This is a genomic window from Paenibacillus sp. S28 (genome assembly GCF_016624415.1).
GTDB classification, from domain to species: Bacteria; Bacillota; Bacilli; order Paenibacillales; family Paenibacillaceae; genus Paenibacillus_AQ; species Paenibacillus_AQ favisporus.
The window spans coordinates 688,175-705,731 of the sequence record NZ_JACVTM010000001.1; the positions used below are offsets into that span (position 1 = coordinate 688,175).

The 17,557-nt window shown below is 54.9% G+C and carries 11 protein-coding genes; 10 read left to right on the forward strand and 1 reads right to left on the reverse strand.

From position 1 onward, the window contains the following. Positions 1 to 3: 3 nt before the first annotated feature. From IAE55_RS03030 to IAE55_RS03050, 5 genes are all read left to right on the forward strand, one after another. On the forward strand, positions 4 to 1,512 hold the full coding sequence (locus IAE55_RS03030; protein ID WP_145157366.1) for an ABC transporter substrate-binding protein: 1,509 nt from the start codon (positions 4 to 6) through the stop codon (positions 1,510 to 1,512). 136 nt (positions 1,513 to 1,648) lie between these two features. Then, complete coding sequence (locus IAE55_RS03035; protein ID WP_200630889.1) at positions 1,649 to 5,425, forward strand: Ig-like domain-containing protein; 3,777 nt, start codon at positions 1,649 to 1,651, stop codon at positions 5,423 to 5,425. Positions 5,426 to 5,671: 246 nt separating this feature from the next. Next, positions 5,672 to 6,352 carry a hypothetical protein gene (locus IAE55_RS03040; protein ID WP_200630890.1) on the forward strand — a complete coding sequence of 227 codons (681 nt, stop codon included), beginning with the start codon at positions 5,672 to 5,674 and terminating at the stop codon, positions 6,350 to 6,352. Then, entirely contained in the window at positions 6,345 to 10,547 is a 4,203-nt protein-coding gene (locus tag IAE55_RS03045; protein ID WP_200630891.1) for a glycoside hydrolase family 2 protein, read from the forward strand. The genes IAE55_RS03040 and IAE55_RS03045 overlap by 8 nt, the downstream gene beginning before the upstream one ends. Positions 10,548 to 10,656: 109 nt before the next feature. Continuing rightward, positions 10,657 to 11,793: a glycoside hydrolase family 88 protein gene (locus IAE55_RS03050; RefSeq protein WP_200630892.1), complete on the forward strand. Its 1,137-nt coding sequence runs from the start codon at positions 10,657 to 10,659 to the stop codon at positions 11,791 to 11,793. Between the two features lie 240 nt (positions 11,794 to 12,033). Here IAE55_RS03050 and IAE55_RS03055 read toward each other — a convergent pair whose 3' ends face one another. Further along, complete coding sequence (locus IAE55_RS03055; RefSeq protein WP_234489306.1) at positions 12,034 to 13,338, reverse strand: catalase; 1,305 nt, start codon at positions 13,336 to 13,338, stop codon at positions 12,034 to 12,036. 250 nt (positions 13,339 to 13,588) lie between these two features. On the opposite strand from IAE55_RS03055, the gene IAE55_RS03060 reads away from it, so the two are divergent. From IAE55_RS03060 to IAE55_RS03080, 5 genes are all read left to right on the forward strand, one after another. After that, the gene (locus tag IAE55_RS03060) at positions 13,589 to 13,912 is read left to right on the forward strand and encodes a hypothetical protein (protein ID WP_200630894.1); all 324 of its coding nucleotides are present in this window, start codon (positions 13,589 to 13,591) and stop codon (positions 13,910 to 13,912) included. 19 nt (positions 13,913 to 13,931) lie between these two features. Continuing rightward, positions 13,932 to 14,360: a GNAT family N-acetyltransferase gene (locus IAE55_RS03065; RefSeq protein WP_200630895.1), complete on the forward strand. Its 429-nt coding sequence runs from the start codon at positions 13,932 to 13,934 to the stop codon at positions 14,358 to 14,360. A gap of 96 nt (positions 14,361 to 14,456) precedes the next feature. Then, complete coding sequence (locus IAE55_RS03070; RefSeq protein WP_200630896.1) at positions 14,457 to 15,599, forward strand: NAD(P)/FAD-dependent oxidoreductase; 1,143 nt, start codon at positions 14,457 to 14,459, stop codon at positions 15,597 to 15,599. A gap of 100 nt (positions 15,600 to 15,699) precedes the next feature. After that, positions 15,700 to 16,362, forward strand: coding sequence for a hypothetical protein (locus IAE55_RS03075; RefSeq protein WP_200630897.1), 663 nt, complete (start codon positions 15,700 to 15,702; stop codon positions 16,360 to 16,362). 166 nt (positions 16,363 to 16,528) lie between these two features. After that, positions 16,529 to 17,527 carry a cation diffusion facilitator family transporter gene (locus IAE55_RS03080; RefSeq protein WP_200630898.1) on the forward strand — a complete coding sequence of 333 codons (999 nt, stop codon included), beginning with the start codon at positions 16,529 to 16,531 and terminating at the stop codon, positions 17,525 to 17,527. Positions 17,528 to 17,557: the final 30 nt, after the last annotated feature.

The following is a 17,557-nucleotide window of genomic DNA, read 5'->3' on the forward strand; positions in this document are numbered from 1 at the left end:
CAGATGAAGAAAAAGTGGTTTAGCGTGCTGGCGTTTATCCTGCTGGCAGCGACCGTCCTTGCCGGATGCGGCGGCGGAAAAAGCGCGGACGGAGGCGGAGAAACGGCCGGATCAACGGATGTGAAGAACGAGAGCGGATTGAAACCCGTCGAGCTGACCTGGTATTATCCGTTGTCCCAGCTCCAGCCCGATCAGCAGAAGGTGCAGGACGAAGTCAACAAAATCGTCAAAGAAAAGATCAACGCTACCGTCAAGCTGATGCCGGTCTCCATCGGCGACTACGTGCAAAAAATGAACACCGTGCTTGCAGCAGGCGAGAAATTCGACATTCTCTGGACCGGCTACATGCTGAAGCCGGAGGAGCTGGTACGCAAAGGAGCCATCCAGCCGCTTGACGATCTGCTGAATCAATACGCGCCGGAGCTGAAATCCGATGTGCCGCAGGTGATGTGGGACGGCCTGTCCGTCGACGGCAAGATCTACGGCATCCCTAACCAACAGATCAACGGTTCCCGCTACGGATTTATCGTGCTGAAGGAGCTTGCCGACAAGTATAAACTGGACACCACGAAGATCAAAAAGATTGAGGACATTGAACCGTTCCTGAAGCAGATCAAGGACAATGAACCGGATATGATCCCGTTCGGTATCTTCGGCACTGATTTTATCAATCCGCAGGTGCATGACGACAAATATTGGATCGTGCCGGGACTCGATGACCACTTCTACATCAAGACGGATGACCCGACCTATACGCTTCAACGTTATCCGGAAGAAGAGCTGAACAATTTCCGACTGGCCAGCAAATGGTACAAGGAAGGTTACATTTACAAGGATGCGGCGACCGTGAAATCGGGTGACTTCAAAGGCAAGATCGCGGTGGATTACCATATCGTTCTGAAACCGGGCGTCGAAGCTGAAGTCAAGGCGAGAAACGGCGGACACGACGTGGTCATCATCCCGCTCAGCAACTGGTTCTCCAACGGTTATTCGGCGACCACCAACCAATCGATCAGCCGCACTTCGCCGAATCCGGACCGGGCGATGATGCTGCTGAATCTCGTAAACACTGACAAGGAGCTGTACAATCTGCTCTGCAACGGCCTGGAAGGCGTTCATTACGAGAAGCAGTCCGGCGAATACATTAGCGCACTCCCGGATTCCCGATATAAACCGAATATGGACTGGGTTTTCGGCAGCGTATTCAATTCCTATCTGAAGGAAGGCCAGCCGGAGAACGTCTGGGAGGAAACGAAGAAGATCAACGAAACAGCCGAAATCAATCCGGTTGGGGCGTTCAAATTCAATTCGGAGCCGGTCAGCACCGAGATCGCCAACCTGAACGCGGTATGGGGCGAATACAAACGCGGACTTGTGACCGGGACGCTTGATTTTGACGAAACGTGGCCGGTGCTCTACGGCAAGCTGAAGGAAGCGGGCGAGGATAAGTATGTAGAGGAGGTGAAGAAACAGTTTGAACAATTCCTGAAAGACAAGGGGCTGAAAAAGTAAGAAGAATATTTAAAAGCAGAGAAGCGCAAGCGGCGCACGGATAACGGGGAGAAACCTGCTGTCATGGGCGGCTTCAATGGAAGCATACTACGGGACCGGGGCCAGCCCTAATCCATGCTGAAAGGAAAGAGAAGCCATGGCAAAAAAACGGTTGCTCGCTGTTCTCGCAGCCATCGTGCTGATCACGTTTACCCCGTCTCCGCCGCCAGCTTCAGCGGAAGAAGCAGTCGCCAAACCAACGGGAAAATCGCTGTATGTAGCCATAAATGGCAGCGACACGAATAATGGATCCAAGAACCACCCGTTTAAAACGCTGGAGAAGGCAAGGGATGCCATCCGGAAGCTGAAAGCGAAAGATGGCCTGCCCGCCGGAGGCGTGACGGTGTATCTGCGTGAAGGGCGGTACGAACGATCAGGCAGCTTTGATTTGAACGAGCAGGACTCCGGCGAAGCCGGGAAGCCGATTAAGTATACGGCTTATCCGGGAGAAAAGGTGACTTTGTCCGGATCGAAACGCATTGGAAAATCCGCCTTCACACCGGTCACCGATCAAGCGATTCTTAACCGGATCATCAGTCCCGAGGCTAGACAAAAAGTGCTGGTGGCCGACTTGGCAGGCCAGGGGATTACCGATTACGGCGAGCAAAGCCGCCACGGCTACTATCTCGCCAACGACCTGAGCAAAGTCCCACCGATGGAGCTATACGTCAACGGGCAGGGAATGACCTTGGCGAGATGGCCGAACCAAGGGACGGTACAGATGGATGAAATCATCGATCCGGGCCCGACGCGGAAAGATCCGAACGGGGAGGTACATACGCGCGGAGGAACCTTTTCCTATTCGTATGACCGGCCCCAGTATTGGACGCAGGCGGACGATATTTGGCTTGACGGAATATTTGGCTACAGCTGGGAATGGTCCTACAACAAAATCGCCTCCATTGACACAGCCGCCAAAACCATCACCCTCCGCTACGGAGAGATGAGCGGCCTGCTCAAAAACTGGTATCCGGATTTTCATTTTGCGCAAAACCTGCTGGAAGAAATCGATATGCCGGGCGAGTATTACATTGACCGCCAGGCGGGAAAGCTGTACTTTTTGCCGAACGCTGAATTTACAGCGGCGAATCCGACGATCGAGGTTACGATGCTGAAAACGCCGATGATCAATGCGCTGAACGCTTCGCACATCGACTTTTCCGAGCTGGTCATGGAAGATGGACGCGACTCGGCAGCGGTTATTATGGGCGGCAGCCACGTGCGTATTCTGAACAGCGAAATCCGCAACTTCACGAACAGCGGCGTGTTGGTCAATACGCAAAGCCGGTTCTACTACAATGATTTTCAGGGCGTGCCGGGAACAGATCATGCCATTGTCAGCACGCATATCCACCATATCGGCGGGACCGCGGTCACGCTGACGGGCGGCGACAAAACGACCCTGCAGCCGGGAAACAACGCCGTTGAAAATTCGCACATTCATGATTTTGCTTATTACCATAAAGCTTACAATCCGGGCGTTCTTCTCTCTGGGGTCGGCAACCGTATGGCGAATAACGAGCTGCATGACGCGCCTCATCCCGGCGTGCTGATCTTCGGCAACGACCATGTCGTAGAGTACAACAACATATACGATGTGTGCAGAACCTTTTCGGATCTCGGGGCTATTTACATGAACGCGGGCGAAACACCGCAGCAGCGGGGTACCGTCATCCGCAGAAATTATTTTCACAATATTGGAGAAAGCAAGGCCGGCGTGGAGGGTGTCTATCCCGACAATTTCACCATGGGGCTTCAGATCGACGAAAACATTTTCTACAAAATGGGCAACTCGGCGATCAAAAACAACGGCGGCGCACATATTCTGTCCCGCAACAATATTTTCGTAGACAGTAAAGTTCCGTATGATTACGCGGACATCTACCTTGGGGATCAGCCGGACAATCAAATCCCGAAAAACTACATGCCAAAATGGCAGGCACTGTTCGCCGCCAATAACGATTTCGTCGGGACGCCTTATTTGACCAAGTATCCTGAGCTGGCCAACTTCTTTACAGAAAACCGTTATTATCCCGATACGAACACGTTCCAGGGCAATGTCATCTACAACCCGACCATTCCACGCAGCACGACGACCAATGCCAACGGAGCGTATGACAAATTTGGGCTGGTTCAGTATGCCGATAACTTCGTTACGACGGAGGATCCGGGCTTTGTGGACCTGGCGGGCGGAGATTTGTCCCTGCGGCCGGATGCGGCTGTATTCAGCGCCATACCTGGCTTTCCCAACATCCCGTTCGGAGAAATCGGCATTATCGGCCGAGCCGGCACCAGCACAGGTCAGGACAGCCATCCTGTCCAAGGGGTTGCCGTGTACAACGACGATGTTACGGTCGACCGTTGGAAAACGGTCAAACTGCAAACCGCGGTCCTGCCGTGGAACGCAGATCATCCGGCACTGTCTTTCACATCCGCCGATCCGGGAATCGCAACGGTCGATAACGCCGGCGTTATTACCGGACAGTCTGTCGGCCAAACCGAGATCACTGTGGCATCTGTGGAAAATCCGCAGCTGACAGCATCAGTGAAAGTAACCGTGGAAGCCGGCGACGGCATTATGGACTTCACCGATTTCGAATCAGGTGCAAATGGATGGCCGGTGGATGCTAACCGGAGCATCGTGAAAGTAGATGAAAACCGCTGGTATAAGTTACTTAACGGCGCGTCCGCGCTGAGCAGCAAAAAGTTCTCCGATTATGAGCTGACCTTCAAGCTGAAGACGCCGGCGACCATCGGCGAAAACGCAACGCTGTATATTTTCGACCGCCAGGCGGGAAGCGGTTCAAGCCGTATCGGATATAAAACCCGGGCCGACGGAACATCGTCATGGCTGCTGTACAATTCGGCGTGGTCCGTGCTGAAGGAAGTCAAGATGCCTGAGCATGATTTGAAGCCGGGCACGGAGTATGCCGTCAAAATGCTCGTCAAGGGCGGCGACATCAGCGTGTACTTGAACGGCGAGCTCCGGATGAAAGGCACCGATCCGGGACATAACCCGGAGGGTCAAGTCGGGTTCTACGTTAACAACGTCAGCGACATGATGTTCGATGACATCCAGTTCATGGTGCTGACCACCGATCTGGCCGGTATTATCCCGGCGGATAACAAAATTCGGCTGGCTGCCGGAGAGAGCAAGCAGCTCCAGCTGACGTTTGATCCCGCGGATACGCCGGATACGGATGTGACCTGGCAATCCGCGAACCCTTCGGTGGCCGAAGTGAACGACACAGGTGTCGTGAGCGCTGTGTACGAAGGCGAAACGGTCATCACGGCCGTATCCAAGGTAAACCCGCTGATCAAGGCGGACATCGCAGTCACCGTCTCAAACGTTACGCATGAGACCGATTTTGAATCCGGAGGAAACGGCTGGCCCGTCGATCCCAATCGCAGCATTGCAGCCGATCCGGACGGGAACCGCCGCTATAAAATCTTAAACGGCGCCACCGGCCTGCTCGACCGTAACTTCTCGTCATACCAGCTTGAGTTCAAGCTGAAGACGCCTTCCGTCATGCCGAATGACGGGGTGCTGTACATTTTTGACCGCCAGGACGCCGCAGGCTCAACGCGAATCGGCTACAAAACGAAGGCTGACGGCACGTCGGCATGGATGCTGTACGACACCGCCTGGCAGAAGATCAAGGAAGAGACGCTGCCCGCGCAAGACCTGCAGCCGGATACGGAATATGACGTCAAGGCGGTCGTCAAAGACGGCGACATCCAGCTCTATGTGAACGGGGAACTGAGGCTGTCCGGCACTGATCCGGGACATAAACCTTCCGGCAAAGTCGGCTTTTATGTGAGCGGATTCGATTACATGCTGTTCGACGACATTCGTTTCTCGGTAGTGCCTTAAAGCTTACTGGTGTTTAAGGGTTTCTTCGGCGCTCTCTCCCTGCATGGAGGGGGCGCTTTTACAATTCCAGGTCCGGTGCAGCAATCAAGAGGTTCAATTCAATTCTATTCAAGGACAATACGGTATACCTTCCATGGCAAAATCGTGCTAAATATGAGCAGCGCGAACTTCATGGATAAGCGCGATTCTCGGATACCTAAAGATTTTAGCATGGTAAAACCAAAAACTACCTCGAGGAGGGTCAACATGATTCGATGTTTATTTCGGGCCGTCTGGAACGGAGAGGGCAGTCCTCGCTCTTTTTTTCGAGCCCAGGAAAGAGAGCTTTCGCTTGCCGATGCGATGGAGCGGCTGCAGGTCGCCAATCTAAGCCTATTTGCCGATCAAAAACAGCTGTTTCTATATTATGAATGTCTGGACACGCCGGTTCTCCCGGAAAGCTTGCTGGCTGAAACCGGAGAGCAGCTGGCTGAATGGCCGGGAGGCGCACCGGGAAGACGTTGGGTACCGATGACTGATATTTTTCATTACCAGCACCCTGTGTCGAATTCGCAGTGGGCCCGTGTCCATAAGGAGCGCACCCCTTACGGAAGAATCGCTCTGCTAAAGCCGGAGCAAACGGCAAGCTATATATATTATCACTACCAATACCAGGAGGAAAAGCCGGGGGACGGCGATAAGTACGGCATGATCGGCATGCACGAGAACGTTTTGTTTTTCTACTCGGAGCTTCCGGAGACGCTCACGCCCGTGCTCTATGAGGGCCGATTGAAAACGTCGTTGAAGCCTGAAAACTGGGCCGAGGTGATGGAGCCCCATTTTATCAAGTGGGAGGGGGCTCCTGATGGGCAGGACATTTGGCGCAAGCTGATGCTTGTGCTTGAGGTACGCTGCCCGGCCGAAAGAAGGGGTGCACGACATGCGTAACTCGCTATGTCTGAACGGAGATTGGGATTTCATGCCGCTGTACGATCAGCCCCAATCCCGCAAGCTGCCGGAGAACATCGTATACGATCAGCACAAAGTTCAAGTCCCATCCAGCTGGAGAAGGACCTACAAGCAGGGCACCGGCCGGTCGTTCGGGAACATTCCCGAATACGGATATGTTCCGATGGACCTGTACGATTATCCGAAGGAATGGGACGCCGCCGAGGCGGGCGTGCTGCACCGGAGCTTCCGGCTTCCGGACCACATGGCCGGCCAGCGGATTGTGCTGCGGCTGGACGGCATCATGCAGAAGGCCGTTATCTATTTGGACCGGGAGGAAATCGCCGTATGGGAGGACGGTTACCTGCCGCTCAGGCTGGATATTACGTCCCGGGTGCAGACGGATCGTGAACACCACCTGCACGTCGTTTGCGGGAGCTTTGATCGCGTGACCCTTCCGTCCGGATCGCAAAAAGTGACCGGCCTTACCGGTTCCTGGTTCGGCACCGTTTGCCGCGGCATTTGGCAGGATGTTTACTTGGAGAGCTATCCGGAATTATCTCTGGAAGACGTCACCATCCGCACGTCTGTCCGGGATGGGAAACTGGAAGTGCAAGCGATTGCCGGAGGAGCTTCCACCGAGATAGAGCACAATTCGGGAGAGATGGAGCAGAATACGGTTCAGGTCAGGCTTGTCGTACGGGAGCTTGGCGTGCTGAGCGGGGATCCGCAGCCTTTGGAGCATGCCCAAGCATCCGCGACTCATCCGGCTCCAAATCCGGTTCTTGCAGCGAGTACAGCGGCCGTTTCTGTTGACGGTGCCGTTATTCAGCTGCCAAGGCTGTGCGAAAACGAGCGGGACGGGATAGCATACCACGCCTCCTTCATACTGGATTGGACAGACGCCCATCAATGGAGTCCGGATTCCCCATTCCTCTATCGGGCGGAGCTTGAGCTGCTAGTGGATGAGCGGAGCATCGACCGCTGTCATATTACGTTCGGGTTCCGGGAGTTCTGGTGCGAAGGACCGCAGTTTGTCCTGAACGGCATTCCGATCAATCTGCGCGGAGATTCCTGGCATTTTCAAGGCGGGGTGCAGCAGACGGAAGCCTACATCCGGAACTGGTACCGGATGTGCCGCTCCGTCGGCGTGAACAGCATCCGGCTGCATGCCGAGCCGTACCCTGAGGACTACGTGCGCATCGCCGATGAAGAAGGCATGCTCATTGTGGATGAAACCGCGATATACGGCTCGGGCAAATCGATGCAGGCAGACCATCCGGCTTACCTGGAAAACTGCCGGACCCATGTCCGCCGCCTTGTGCAGCGGGACAAAAACCACCCGTCCGTCATCTTGTGGAGCGTACAAAATGAGATGCGCTGGGTCGACGGGCGCGACGGTTTCAAAACGCATATTCCCGGCCTGATGGCCGCCATCCGCGAGCTGGACCCGACGCGGCCGATTCTTGCTGAAGGAGACAACCGTCTTCTGTCGAAAGAAGATACGGAAGTGGAGAGCCGCCATTACAATATCGACGGCACGATCGGCCAGTGGGACCGTGACGTTCCGCTAACGTTCGGCGAGCATGGCGGGTGGTGGTACATCTGCCCGCAGAACAGCAGTATGTATGTTGGACTGCGAGCTTACTGCGGGACAGATGAGAGCACGGCGGGGCTTGCCGAAAAAGAGCGGCTGTTTGTGGAATATGCCCGGCGTCAGGGCGTATCCGGCCTTTCGACCTTCAACTTTGCGCATTATTTCATGCGGGCTATGCCTGACCGGGACGTGATCTTACCGCCGGCCGGTCAAGGCGAACTCGGCCAGCCCGGCGTAAAGCCGAAGCGGATCCCCGCCTATTCACTGACCTTGAACAACGGTCTGCTGCCTGAAGAGTATCCGGCTTATTCTCCAAATCCGGCCTTTGCCATCATGGCCAGAGCATTCAAGCCGGCCACTATCATCGCGGCCGAATACAATCGCTGTTTTTACGATGATGCGCCGGTTCACCGCAGCTTCGATGTGTACAACGATACACTTGCTGCGCAGGACGTCCGGGTGGAATGCAGGATCAGGCAGGGAGGGAGGCTGGTTCACGAGCAAAGCTTTGACTTCCGCCAAGTTCCGGCTGAGCACCAAATCGTCTCGCTGCAATGGACCCCGGAATCTGTGGATGCAGAAGAACGGGCTGAGCTGACCGCGCAGCTGCTGCATGACGGGCAGCTTGTGCATGAGCTGCGTATCGAATACAGATTGGTTTCCGCCAGGCTGCGCAGCGAAGCGGTAGAAGTCGGCCGGGAAGCATTCTTTTGGGGGCCGGCCGGCGAGTATGACATGATCTGCCGGATGATCCCTGAATGCGCAGTAATAGAGCGGGAAAGCTTGGCCGGAGTGTCAGCGGACAGCTTACTCATCATCGGTACCTATGCCGAGGATGCGGACGGCTGGCTGGAAGCGCAGCTGAAGGCATTCGTGGAACGCGGCGGCCGTCTCATTCTGCTGGAGCAAAAGCAGCTGTCGCTCGGCAAGCTGACGCTGTCGCGCAGGCCATTCATCCGCGCCCATGCAGGCAGCTACAGCCATCCCGTTCTGAAGGGAATCGGCGATGAGGATTTAATGTTCTGGCATGAGGAGCTGCGGGAAGAAGGACCGCTGCCGATCATTCATGCGGCCTTTGAAAAGCCGGTCATCGGCGACTTTACGCTGCTGCTCGAATGCGGTGCAGGCGATTTCGGAGACGGTGGAGACTTGTGGTCGCCGCTGCTGGAATACCGCAGCGGCACAGGCATGTTTATCGCGAGCCAGCTGAATCTGATGGCGAACGTCGCGCGCGTTCCGCAGGCCTGCCTGCTGCTGCGGAACCTGATCTCCTACGCCGGGCGCGCCGATGACGCGGGCGCAGGCGAAACCTCCCGCACGGCCGCGCTGGTGCGCGCCGGCGGAGCAGCCGCAGCTTTCCTCGACAAGCTGCGGCTGAACTACACGGCGCTTGGCGAAGCGGCGCCGCTTCTGGCGTCGGCGGGCACTGCCGCCGCGCCAGGGGGGTCGGCGCAGGGCATCGCACCGCCGCCGGAAGCAGGCGGGCATGGCCGGCGTGCCGCCATGCCGCCCGGGCAGGACTTCGGCCTGCTGGTGGCCGAAGCCTGCCTGCTTGAGGCGCCGGGCGCGGCCGAGGCCGTCCGGCGCCACGCCGAAGCCGGCGGACGCGTGCTCGTCCTGCCGGCGGAGGCCCCGCAGCAGGCGGCGCTGGCGCGCCTGCTGGACCGCCCCGTGCGGGTAGCGCCGCACGAGGCGTATCACTTGGCGGCGGATGACGGCGCCGCCATGCGCGGCATCAGCCCGGTTGACCTGTTCGGCTACGACAAGGTATTCTTGTCGCCGCGCGACGTGGTCAACCGGGTGCTGGCCAGCCACAAGATCGAAGCACCCGGCACGGAGGTGCTGTGCCGCAGCGTGGAAGGCACCGCCTGGAAGGACTACTTCGTGAACGGCTACACGGCGGAGTACAGCCGTTTGTCGCTGGTGGAACTGAATCGCGCTAAGGCCGTGCCCGCAGGGGCATTCGTGATCGAAGCCAAGATTGGCGGGGGAAGCGTGGTATGCTCTCAGCTGCTGCCCGGTCCCGGCAGCGACAAGGCGCTGCGCCTGTATTCGCGCCTGCTCACCAATCTCGGAGCTGCCTTCGATGACGGCTTGCTTACGAGCGAGAAGGGTGATGCACAGTGGGCCGTGGAAGCGGTGATGGCCCTGCCTTGTCCGCCGCATGTCGATTACGGAGCGATGAAGGCTTACCACACGGATCCCGAATTTTCGTTGAACAATTTGGGCGAAGGCTTGTACGGATGGATGCAGAAGAAGGAACGGCGCCCGGATGACGGCATGCTTCGCATAGCGGACGCTGGAGACACGCCATGGTTCCTCAGCTGTTTCATCCTCGTGCCCGGGAAGGAAAACGAGATGCGGCAGGGGAAGCTGCGGATCAACACCGAGGCGTGGTTCGAGATCTATATAAACGGGGAAAAGGTCTCGAGTCCTGAGCAGGAAATCATCCTGAAGGGCGGGTTGAACCGGCTCATCGCCATCGTTCGCGGGACAGCGGGTGACCTTCTTTTCGGCATGACTTTCCTGAATCGGGACGGTACGTACATGAAGGATCTGGCGTTCCGCCTGACGCTGGACGAAGTCGAGCCGAAATAGGCAGGTACGTAGGCGTGCTGCCGATTAGGTTTAACTGCATCTTTATAGGGGGCTTCATCCTATAGATCCAACACAGAGACCCTACTTCATCTTTTTTCAGGAGGTTGTTATGAACTGGAGCGCAATGATCGAGCAAACGCTGTTAACTACTAAAGCCAACATCGCCCGCTTTCAAGGCCAATTTCCGCATGTCAGCCACGGTGATGGCAAATATCAACTGGTAAACCATACCGATTGGACGGAAGGCTTCTGGGCCGGCATTTTATGGTTGAGTTACGAATACAGTAAAGATCCGGATATCCACCATGCAGCGGTCCAAAGCGTCCGTTCTTTTCAGGAGAGGCTGCAGCAGGAGAGCCACTTGCAGCACCATGATATCGGCTTCCTGTATTCTCTGTCCGCTATGGCAGGCTGGATTGTCGAGCATAATGAGGAGGGCCGGGAAACCGCCCTGCAGGCCGCCGACCTGCTCTTAAAACGATGGAGGCCGTCCGCGCAAATCATTCAGGCGTGGGGTCCGGAAGGGGACCCGGAAAACGGCGGGCGCATCATCATCGACTGCCTGATGAATCTTCCGCTTCTGTATTGGGCGTCCGAGCAGACCGGTGACCCTCATTATGCCGCGATCGCCCGCATTCATGCAGACAAGAGCCGAAGATTCCTCGTACGGGGGGACGGATCATCATACCATACGTTCTACTTCGAACCGAAAACGGGCGATTCGATCCGCGGGGGTACGCATCAGGGCTTCAGGGACGGTTCCACCTGGTCCCGCGGGCAGGCTTGGGGGATTTACGTTTTCGCACTTGCCTATCGTTATTTGAGGGAGCCGTATTTTTTGGATACAGCCAAGCAGCTGGCCCGGTATCTCATAGATCACGTACCGGAGGATCTCGTGGCTTATTGGGATTTTGACGCCCCGCAGCAGCAGGGTGAACCGAGGGACAGCTCTGCTTCGGCCATTGCGGCATGCGGAATGCTGGAGCTGGCGCAGCATCTGGACGAATCGGATCCTGAGCGCGCATCTTTTCAGGAGTTCGCGGAGCAGTCCGTCATCTCCATGGCGAACGGTTATTTCACGGCCGGCAGCACGGAGGAAGAGGGATTCCTGCGGCATGGCTCCTACTTTGTCAGAGGGGGAATTTCGCCGGATGATTTCGTCATTTGGGGCGATTACTTTTTCCTTGAAGCACTGATGCGTCTGGATGGCCGCTCGACCGGGTATTGGTACGAAAGGTCGCTCTAAACGCTGGGTCGAAGTCAATGTAAACTATAATGGAGTATGATTTAAGGTGGCGGCCATTGTGCCGCCTTTTGCCATTGTTCATGCTGTTTCCTGTTTCCGCTGAACGACAAAAGTTCGCTGAGATAGATTGCTGAGCACAAAAAGAAGGGACACGCTAAAGAGCGTATCCCTCCTCTCGTCTACCAAGCCCAGACGTATGGCATACCCGAAATGATCCTCGAAATGATTCCTTGTTCAGTCTCAGCCTTTTCCTTTCAAACCGATGTGCCGCGCAACCCTTTCACCCAGCTCCGGAGATGCTTCGTACAAGTAACTTAATACGATCCGCTGCGTTTCATCGGATATTCCTTTCAGATCAGCTGCTAAGTTATCCACCAAGTGCTCCTGCTGTACTGGTGAAATGGCGCAGTAAAACTCCCCGGCTTGGGTGAAATTATCCGGTTTGGATATGTCGGTCCGTTCGAGCTTACCCTCCACGTATCTTCCATTTCCGCTGGTCACCAGGGAAGCCGGAGACCAATCTTCCTGGTGATTGATCGGTATGCTGCGAAAATTAGGGCCTAACCGCCGGCGCTGGGAGTCCCAGTAAATGTTGGCGCGGCCCTGCAGCATTTTATCATCCGACAGCTCGGCACCCTCCAGCAGATTGGACGGGGAAAAGGCAATCTTTTCGACCTGTCCCATATAATTGTCCGTATTGCGGTTCAATACGAGGCGGCCGACCGGACGAAGAGGGTACTGCTGCTGGTCCCACACCTTGGTATCATCCAGCGGGTCGAACGGAAGATGCGCCGCATCATCGGGATTCATCAGCTGCACATACAGCCCGTACTCCACGGTCTTGCCCGCGGCAATGGTATCGTACAGATCCTGGCCGGCAATATCCGGGTTTTCACCCGCCAGCCGGGCTGCTTCCTGCCGATCGATATACTGCTCGCCGGCTAATGGCATCCAGTGGTATTTTACATAAAAACGCATGCCCTTTGCATTTTTCCACACGTAAGTGCTCACGCTGTGACCCTTGATATGGCGGAGACTCTTCACCGTGCCCACGTCCGAGTAGAGCCAAACGAGGAAATGGGTGGATTCCGGCGCCCTCGCTACAAAGCTCCAGAAGCGTTCGGGATCGATCAGATTGTTTTTCGGCGAGGGGAGAAAGGCCTTGATCGATTCCGGGAACCGGACGGCATCTCGAACCAAAAAGACGGGGATATGATTGCATAACAAATCAAATATCCCCTGATCAGTGTAAAATTTGGTGGAAAACCCGCGCACATTGCGCGAAGTATCCGGTGTGCCTTTATTGCTGACCGCGAGGGAAAAGCGAACCGCGACGGGAACCTGCTGACCGGGCGTTTGCAAAAAGCTGAGCATCGTATAGTCGGTCATGGAATGCACTGTCTCAAAATAACCGAATGCACCAAAGCCTTTTACGTGGACGGGACGCTCAATGATTTTGCTATGTACAAAGGTTTCCAGCGTTTCATGCAAAATGTTATCCTGCTCCAGGACAGGTCCGCGTTCGCCAACCGTCTGCGAGTGCATCGCGGCCGGCAGGTCCTCTGCCCATGGTAAGGACTGGTTTACGCTATGCGGTCTGTCGTTCCCCTCATTTGGAACCGCTGAATTTGGTTCACGGTTCGCTGCATTGCCAGCCTGAGGGGCAGCGCCGTTGTGATGGGAATCGTTCATTCCTTAACCTCCATTTTCATGACTTCTCTCCAATATGGTTTATGCGGACTGCCAATGAAAATATGAGTGGACATCCATATGTCATTGCAGGTTTCGCGGCGCTGTGTATCGAAATATTCAACATCATGAATATGGGGCACCAATCTATGACCGTAAGCTTTTCTGGATAATCGAAAATTTTATAGACTTTCCGGATCGTAAGGTTCACGAGCTGGGGATGTTTTTTCTTGTGAATTTGCCAAGAGATCATTCCATATATCATCATGTTGAAGAATTTCAAGGCATGGAAGAGGGATTTGTCAATCTGTGGATCGATATCGATGAACTTGATCAGTATACCGTCATTCCTGAATTTGTTGCTTCGGAAATCAGACAATTAGATCATACGACAGGGGTCAAACATATTAAAAATAGAGCCGTCAGATAGATCGGAGGGAGAATATATTATGATCCGTGAAGCGGAATCCAAAGATAGAGAACAACTGAGTAACTTGTACAGAATGCTGGTGCCGAACAGCAAGAAAATGAATGTGCTGGAAGAGCAAATCGAACAAATTAGAAGGGATCCCGCCAATTTTCTGCTGGTCTTTGAAGAGGAAGGGGCATTACTGGGAACGCTTACGCTGAACATCTGCCTTCAAGCCATGCATGGGACCCGGCCCTATGGATTGATCGAAAACATCGTTGTTCATGAGGACCACCGCAGCCGGAATATCGGCCAATCCCTTCTGAAATATGCCGAAGAATATTGCAGGTCGCTGCATTGTCACAAAATCATGCTGCTCAGCCATTCCAAGCGAGTCCGGGCCCATCAATTTTTCGAACGAGAAGGATATGACGGCTCAGTCAGCAAAGGCTTCAAAAAATATTTGTAAGCACATTCAGGAAAACCTAAAGGTCAGCCCGAATTTCCACTGTAAGAGAAGTGTTCGCTATAATGGGGTAACAGGCATCAAGAAAGGAATGTAATTATGAAGAAATATATCATCATCGGATCAGGCATCCTGGGAGCATCGACGGCTTATCAGCTGGCAAAAATGGGAGCGGACGTCCTTCTCATCGACCGCAAGGATCCAGGACAGGCGACGGATGCCGCCGCGGGCATCATTTGCCCATGGCTGTCGCAGCGCCGCAATCAGGCCTGGTACCGGCTTGCCAAGGCAGGGGCGGCTTTTTATCCCGGGTTAATCAAGGAACTGGAAGCGGAAGGCGAGACTCAGACGGGCTATGCGAAGGTTGGTGCCCTCAGCGTCCACCAAGACCCGGAGAAAATCCGGAAGATGGAGGAGCGGGCTTTGCAGCGTAAGGCGGATGCACCGGAAATCGGCGGTATTACCCGGCTTTCTGAAGAAGAAACCCATCAATGCTTTCCGCTGCTGGAGAGGGGCTATCAATCGGTTCGGATCAGCGGCGCCGCCCGGGTGGACGGCCGTGCCCTGCGCGACGCTTTGATTCGGTCTGCCCAAAGGCACGGGGCTGTAGTGATTCACGGGGATGCGAAGCTTCTGGCGGATGGGAACCGGGTGAGCGGAGTATCGGTCGGACCCGACGAATATACAGCGGACCGCACGATCGTCTGTGCAGGGGCGTGGGCCGGACAGCTTCTGCAGCCGCTCGGTGTCCGCTTTAACGTCCGTTATCAAAAGGCGCAAATCATGCACCTCCAGCTCGAGAATCATGAGGATACAGGCACATGGCCAGTCGTCATACCGCCTTCGGATCAGTATTTGCTGGCTTTCGACGAGCAGAAGATCGTGATCGGGGCAACGCATGAAAATGACGTGGAAGGCTACGATACAAGAACGACGGCAGGCGGCATGCAGGAGATTTTGAATAAAGGAGTAACCTTGGCGCCCGGATTGGCGGACGGCACCTTTCAGGAAGTCAGGGTCGGCTTCCGCCCGTTTACATCCGACTTTTTGCCGGTACTTGGTGCCGTTCCGGGCTGGAGCGGCCTGCTCGCGGCCAACGGGCTCGGTGCATCCGGCTTGACGATGGGGCCTTTTATCGGCTATCAGTTAGCTAAGCTGGCGCAAGGCGTGGAGCTTGATATCGACATACACGATTACGATATCCGCAAAGCCATTGATGAGGGTTCGTTAACCGAATCGTAACCCGAACGTAACCCTTCTTGGATCGCCATTCTTCTACAATAGAAATGACATCTATACATATAAATACGTCTCCAATGGAGTATATAAAGGAGAATGATCCATGAAGAAACGGTTGAAGGTGTTCATTGCGGCGAGTTCGGCATTTGTCATTCTGTCGGGTTCTGCGCTGGCGGTGTCGGCCGGGCCGCGGATTTTTATCAATGGGGCGGAATTCGCCAACACTTTTATGAAATTGAAAATCGAAAACGGAACCGCCATGGTCTCGCTGCGGGCCATCGTGGAGCAGCTGAAAGGCGAAGTGGAGTACAAGAGCGACGGCATTCATGTGTCATTGCCCGAGGCGAGCAAGCTCTCCCAGCAAGTGAGCGGCTTCATGAACGCCTTGCAGGCCGATACGCCGGAAGATGCCGCCAAGACCTGGATCCGCGGTGTCCAGAAGCGCAGCGGACCGATGCAGTACGCGGTGATGACTCCCGCGCTGCAGGCCAAAACCAAACAGCAGTTTGAGGACAATTTCTGGGTTACTGGGGGTTCCAGTCCTCATATGGGCACGGTCACCAATATGACTACCAAGACATTGTCGGACGGCAAAGTGCAAATCTCCTTCGATTACCCGCTGGTGACTTCCGCAGGCGTGGAAGGCACAGGCAAAGCTATGCTCACGATTGAGAAAGGGTTTGGTCCTGCTGATAACCAATGGGCGATCTCGTCCATTTGGCTGAAAGATCCCGGCGATACCGGGCTCATGATCGGCGTGGATTAGTGTTTTTTGAAAGCTCGCTTGATAGCGGGCTTTTTTTCTTGGTTTATCGTTTGCCCGGCAACCAATAAACATCGTCTATTTCCCATTAAACTGCATAAAATCCGGCTATTTTTCCCATCGTAAGAACATATTCAAACATGTCGGATTCTTAAGCAGGAGGCAAAAGATGGCGCAGCAGCAGGAACGGGAGCATTGGCTGGCACTCATCAAAAAGGGAAACAAATCATCGGCGATCGCTATGCTTGGCAATGCGGTCATCGCTGCAGCCAAAGGGGTAGGGGCCGCTTTGAGCGGCAGCGGGGCGATGTTTGCATCGGCGATGCACTCGCTTGCGGACTGTGTAAACCAAGGGTTTGTGTTTGCCGGAAGCGTGCTTGCGGAAAGAAAGCCCAACCGTAAATTTCCGACCGGATTCGGCCGCGTGATCAATATTTTCTGTATGGTCGCCGTCATTGTGGTGACGATTATGGCTTATGAAACGATTCGGGAAGGGTGGCATTTGATTCATCATCCGGCCAAAGCGGGCGGAGCTTTTTGGATTAACGTGGGTGCGCTTATTCTGAACCTGGTGATCGATGGCGCGATTTTATTTAAGGTGATGAAGGAAATCGCCCGAGAAGCAAGGATCGAGGCCTCCGGGATCTCACTCATCCCTATGGCCTTCAAGCATGTATCACGCTCAGCACCTCCGACGCGGCTGGTCTTTTATGAGGATTTGGTAGCGGTCACCGGTGCGTTTCTGGCTCTTGTCGCTGTTGTTGTCACGACATTTACCGCCTTTAAAGCACTGGACGGCGTCGTGACCGTCATCATCGGTGTGTTGATGGTGGCCGTGGCTTTTCGTGTAGGCTATGATAATATGGTCGGACTAATCGGTGTGGCTGCGCCCCGCGACGTGGCGGAGAAGGTGTCGTCCATCATCTTGTCCGATCAGGATGTCACTGACATCAACGGTCTGCGGATTATCCAGGAAGGCCGATACTATCATGTGGATACGATGATCGAACTTCGGAGCGGCCTGTCGCTTGCCGATGCCGATGATATTAAGTTCCGCGTTCAGGACCAGCTCAGCTCGGATCCGGATATATCCGATGTCGTATTGGGCATCATCGAAGATAACGGTGTGAAAAATTGGACGCCGGAGCATTTGAATGAGTTTTCGTAATCGCTAGAATTAAGATATTGAAAAAGTCCG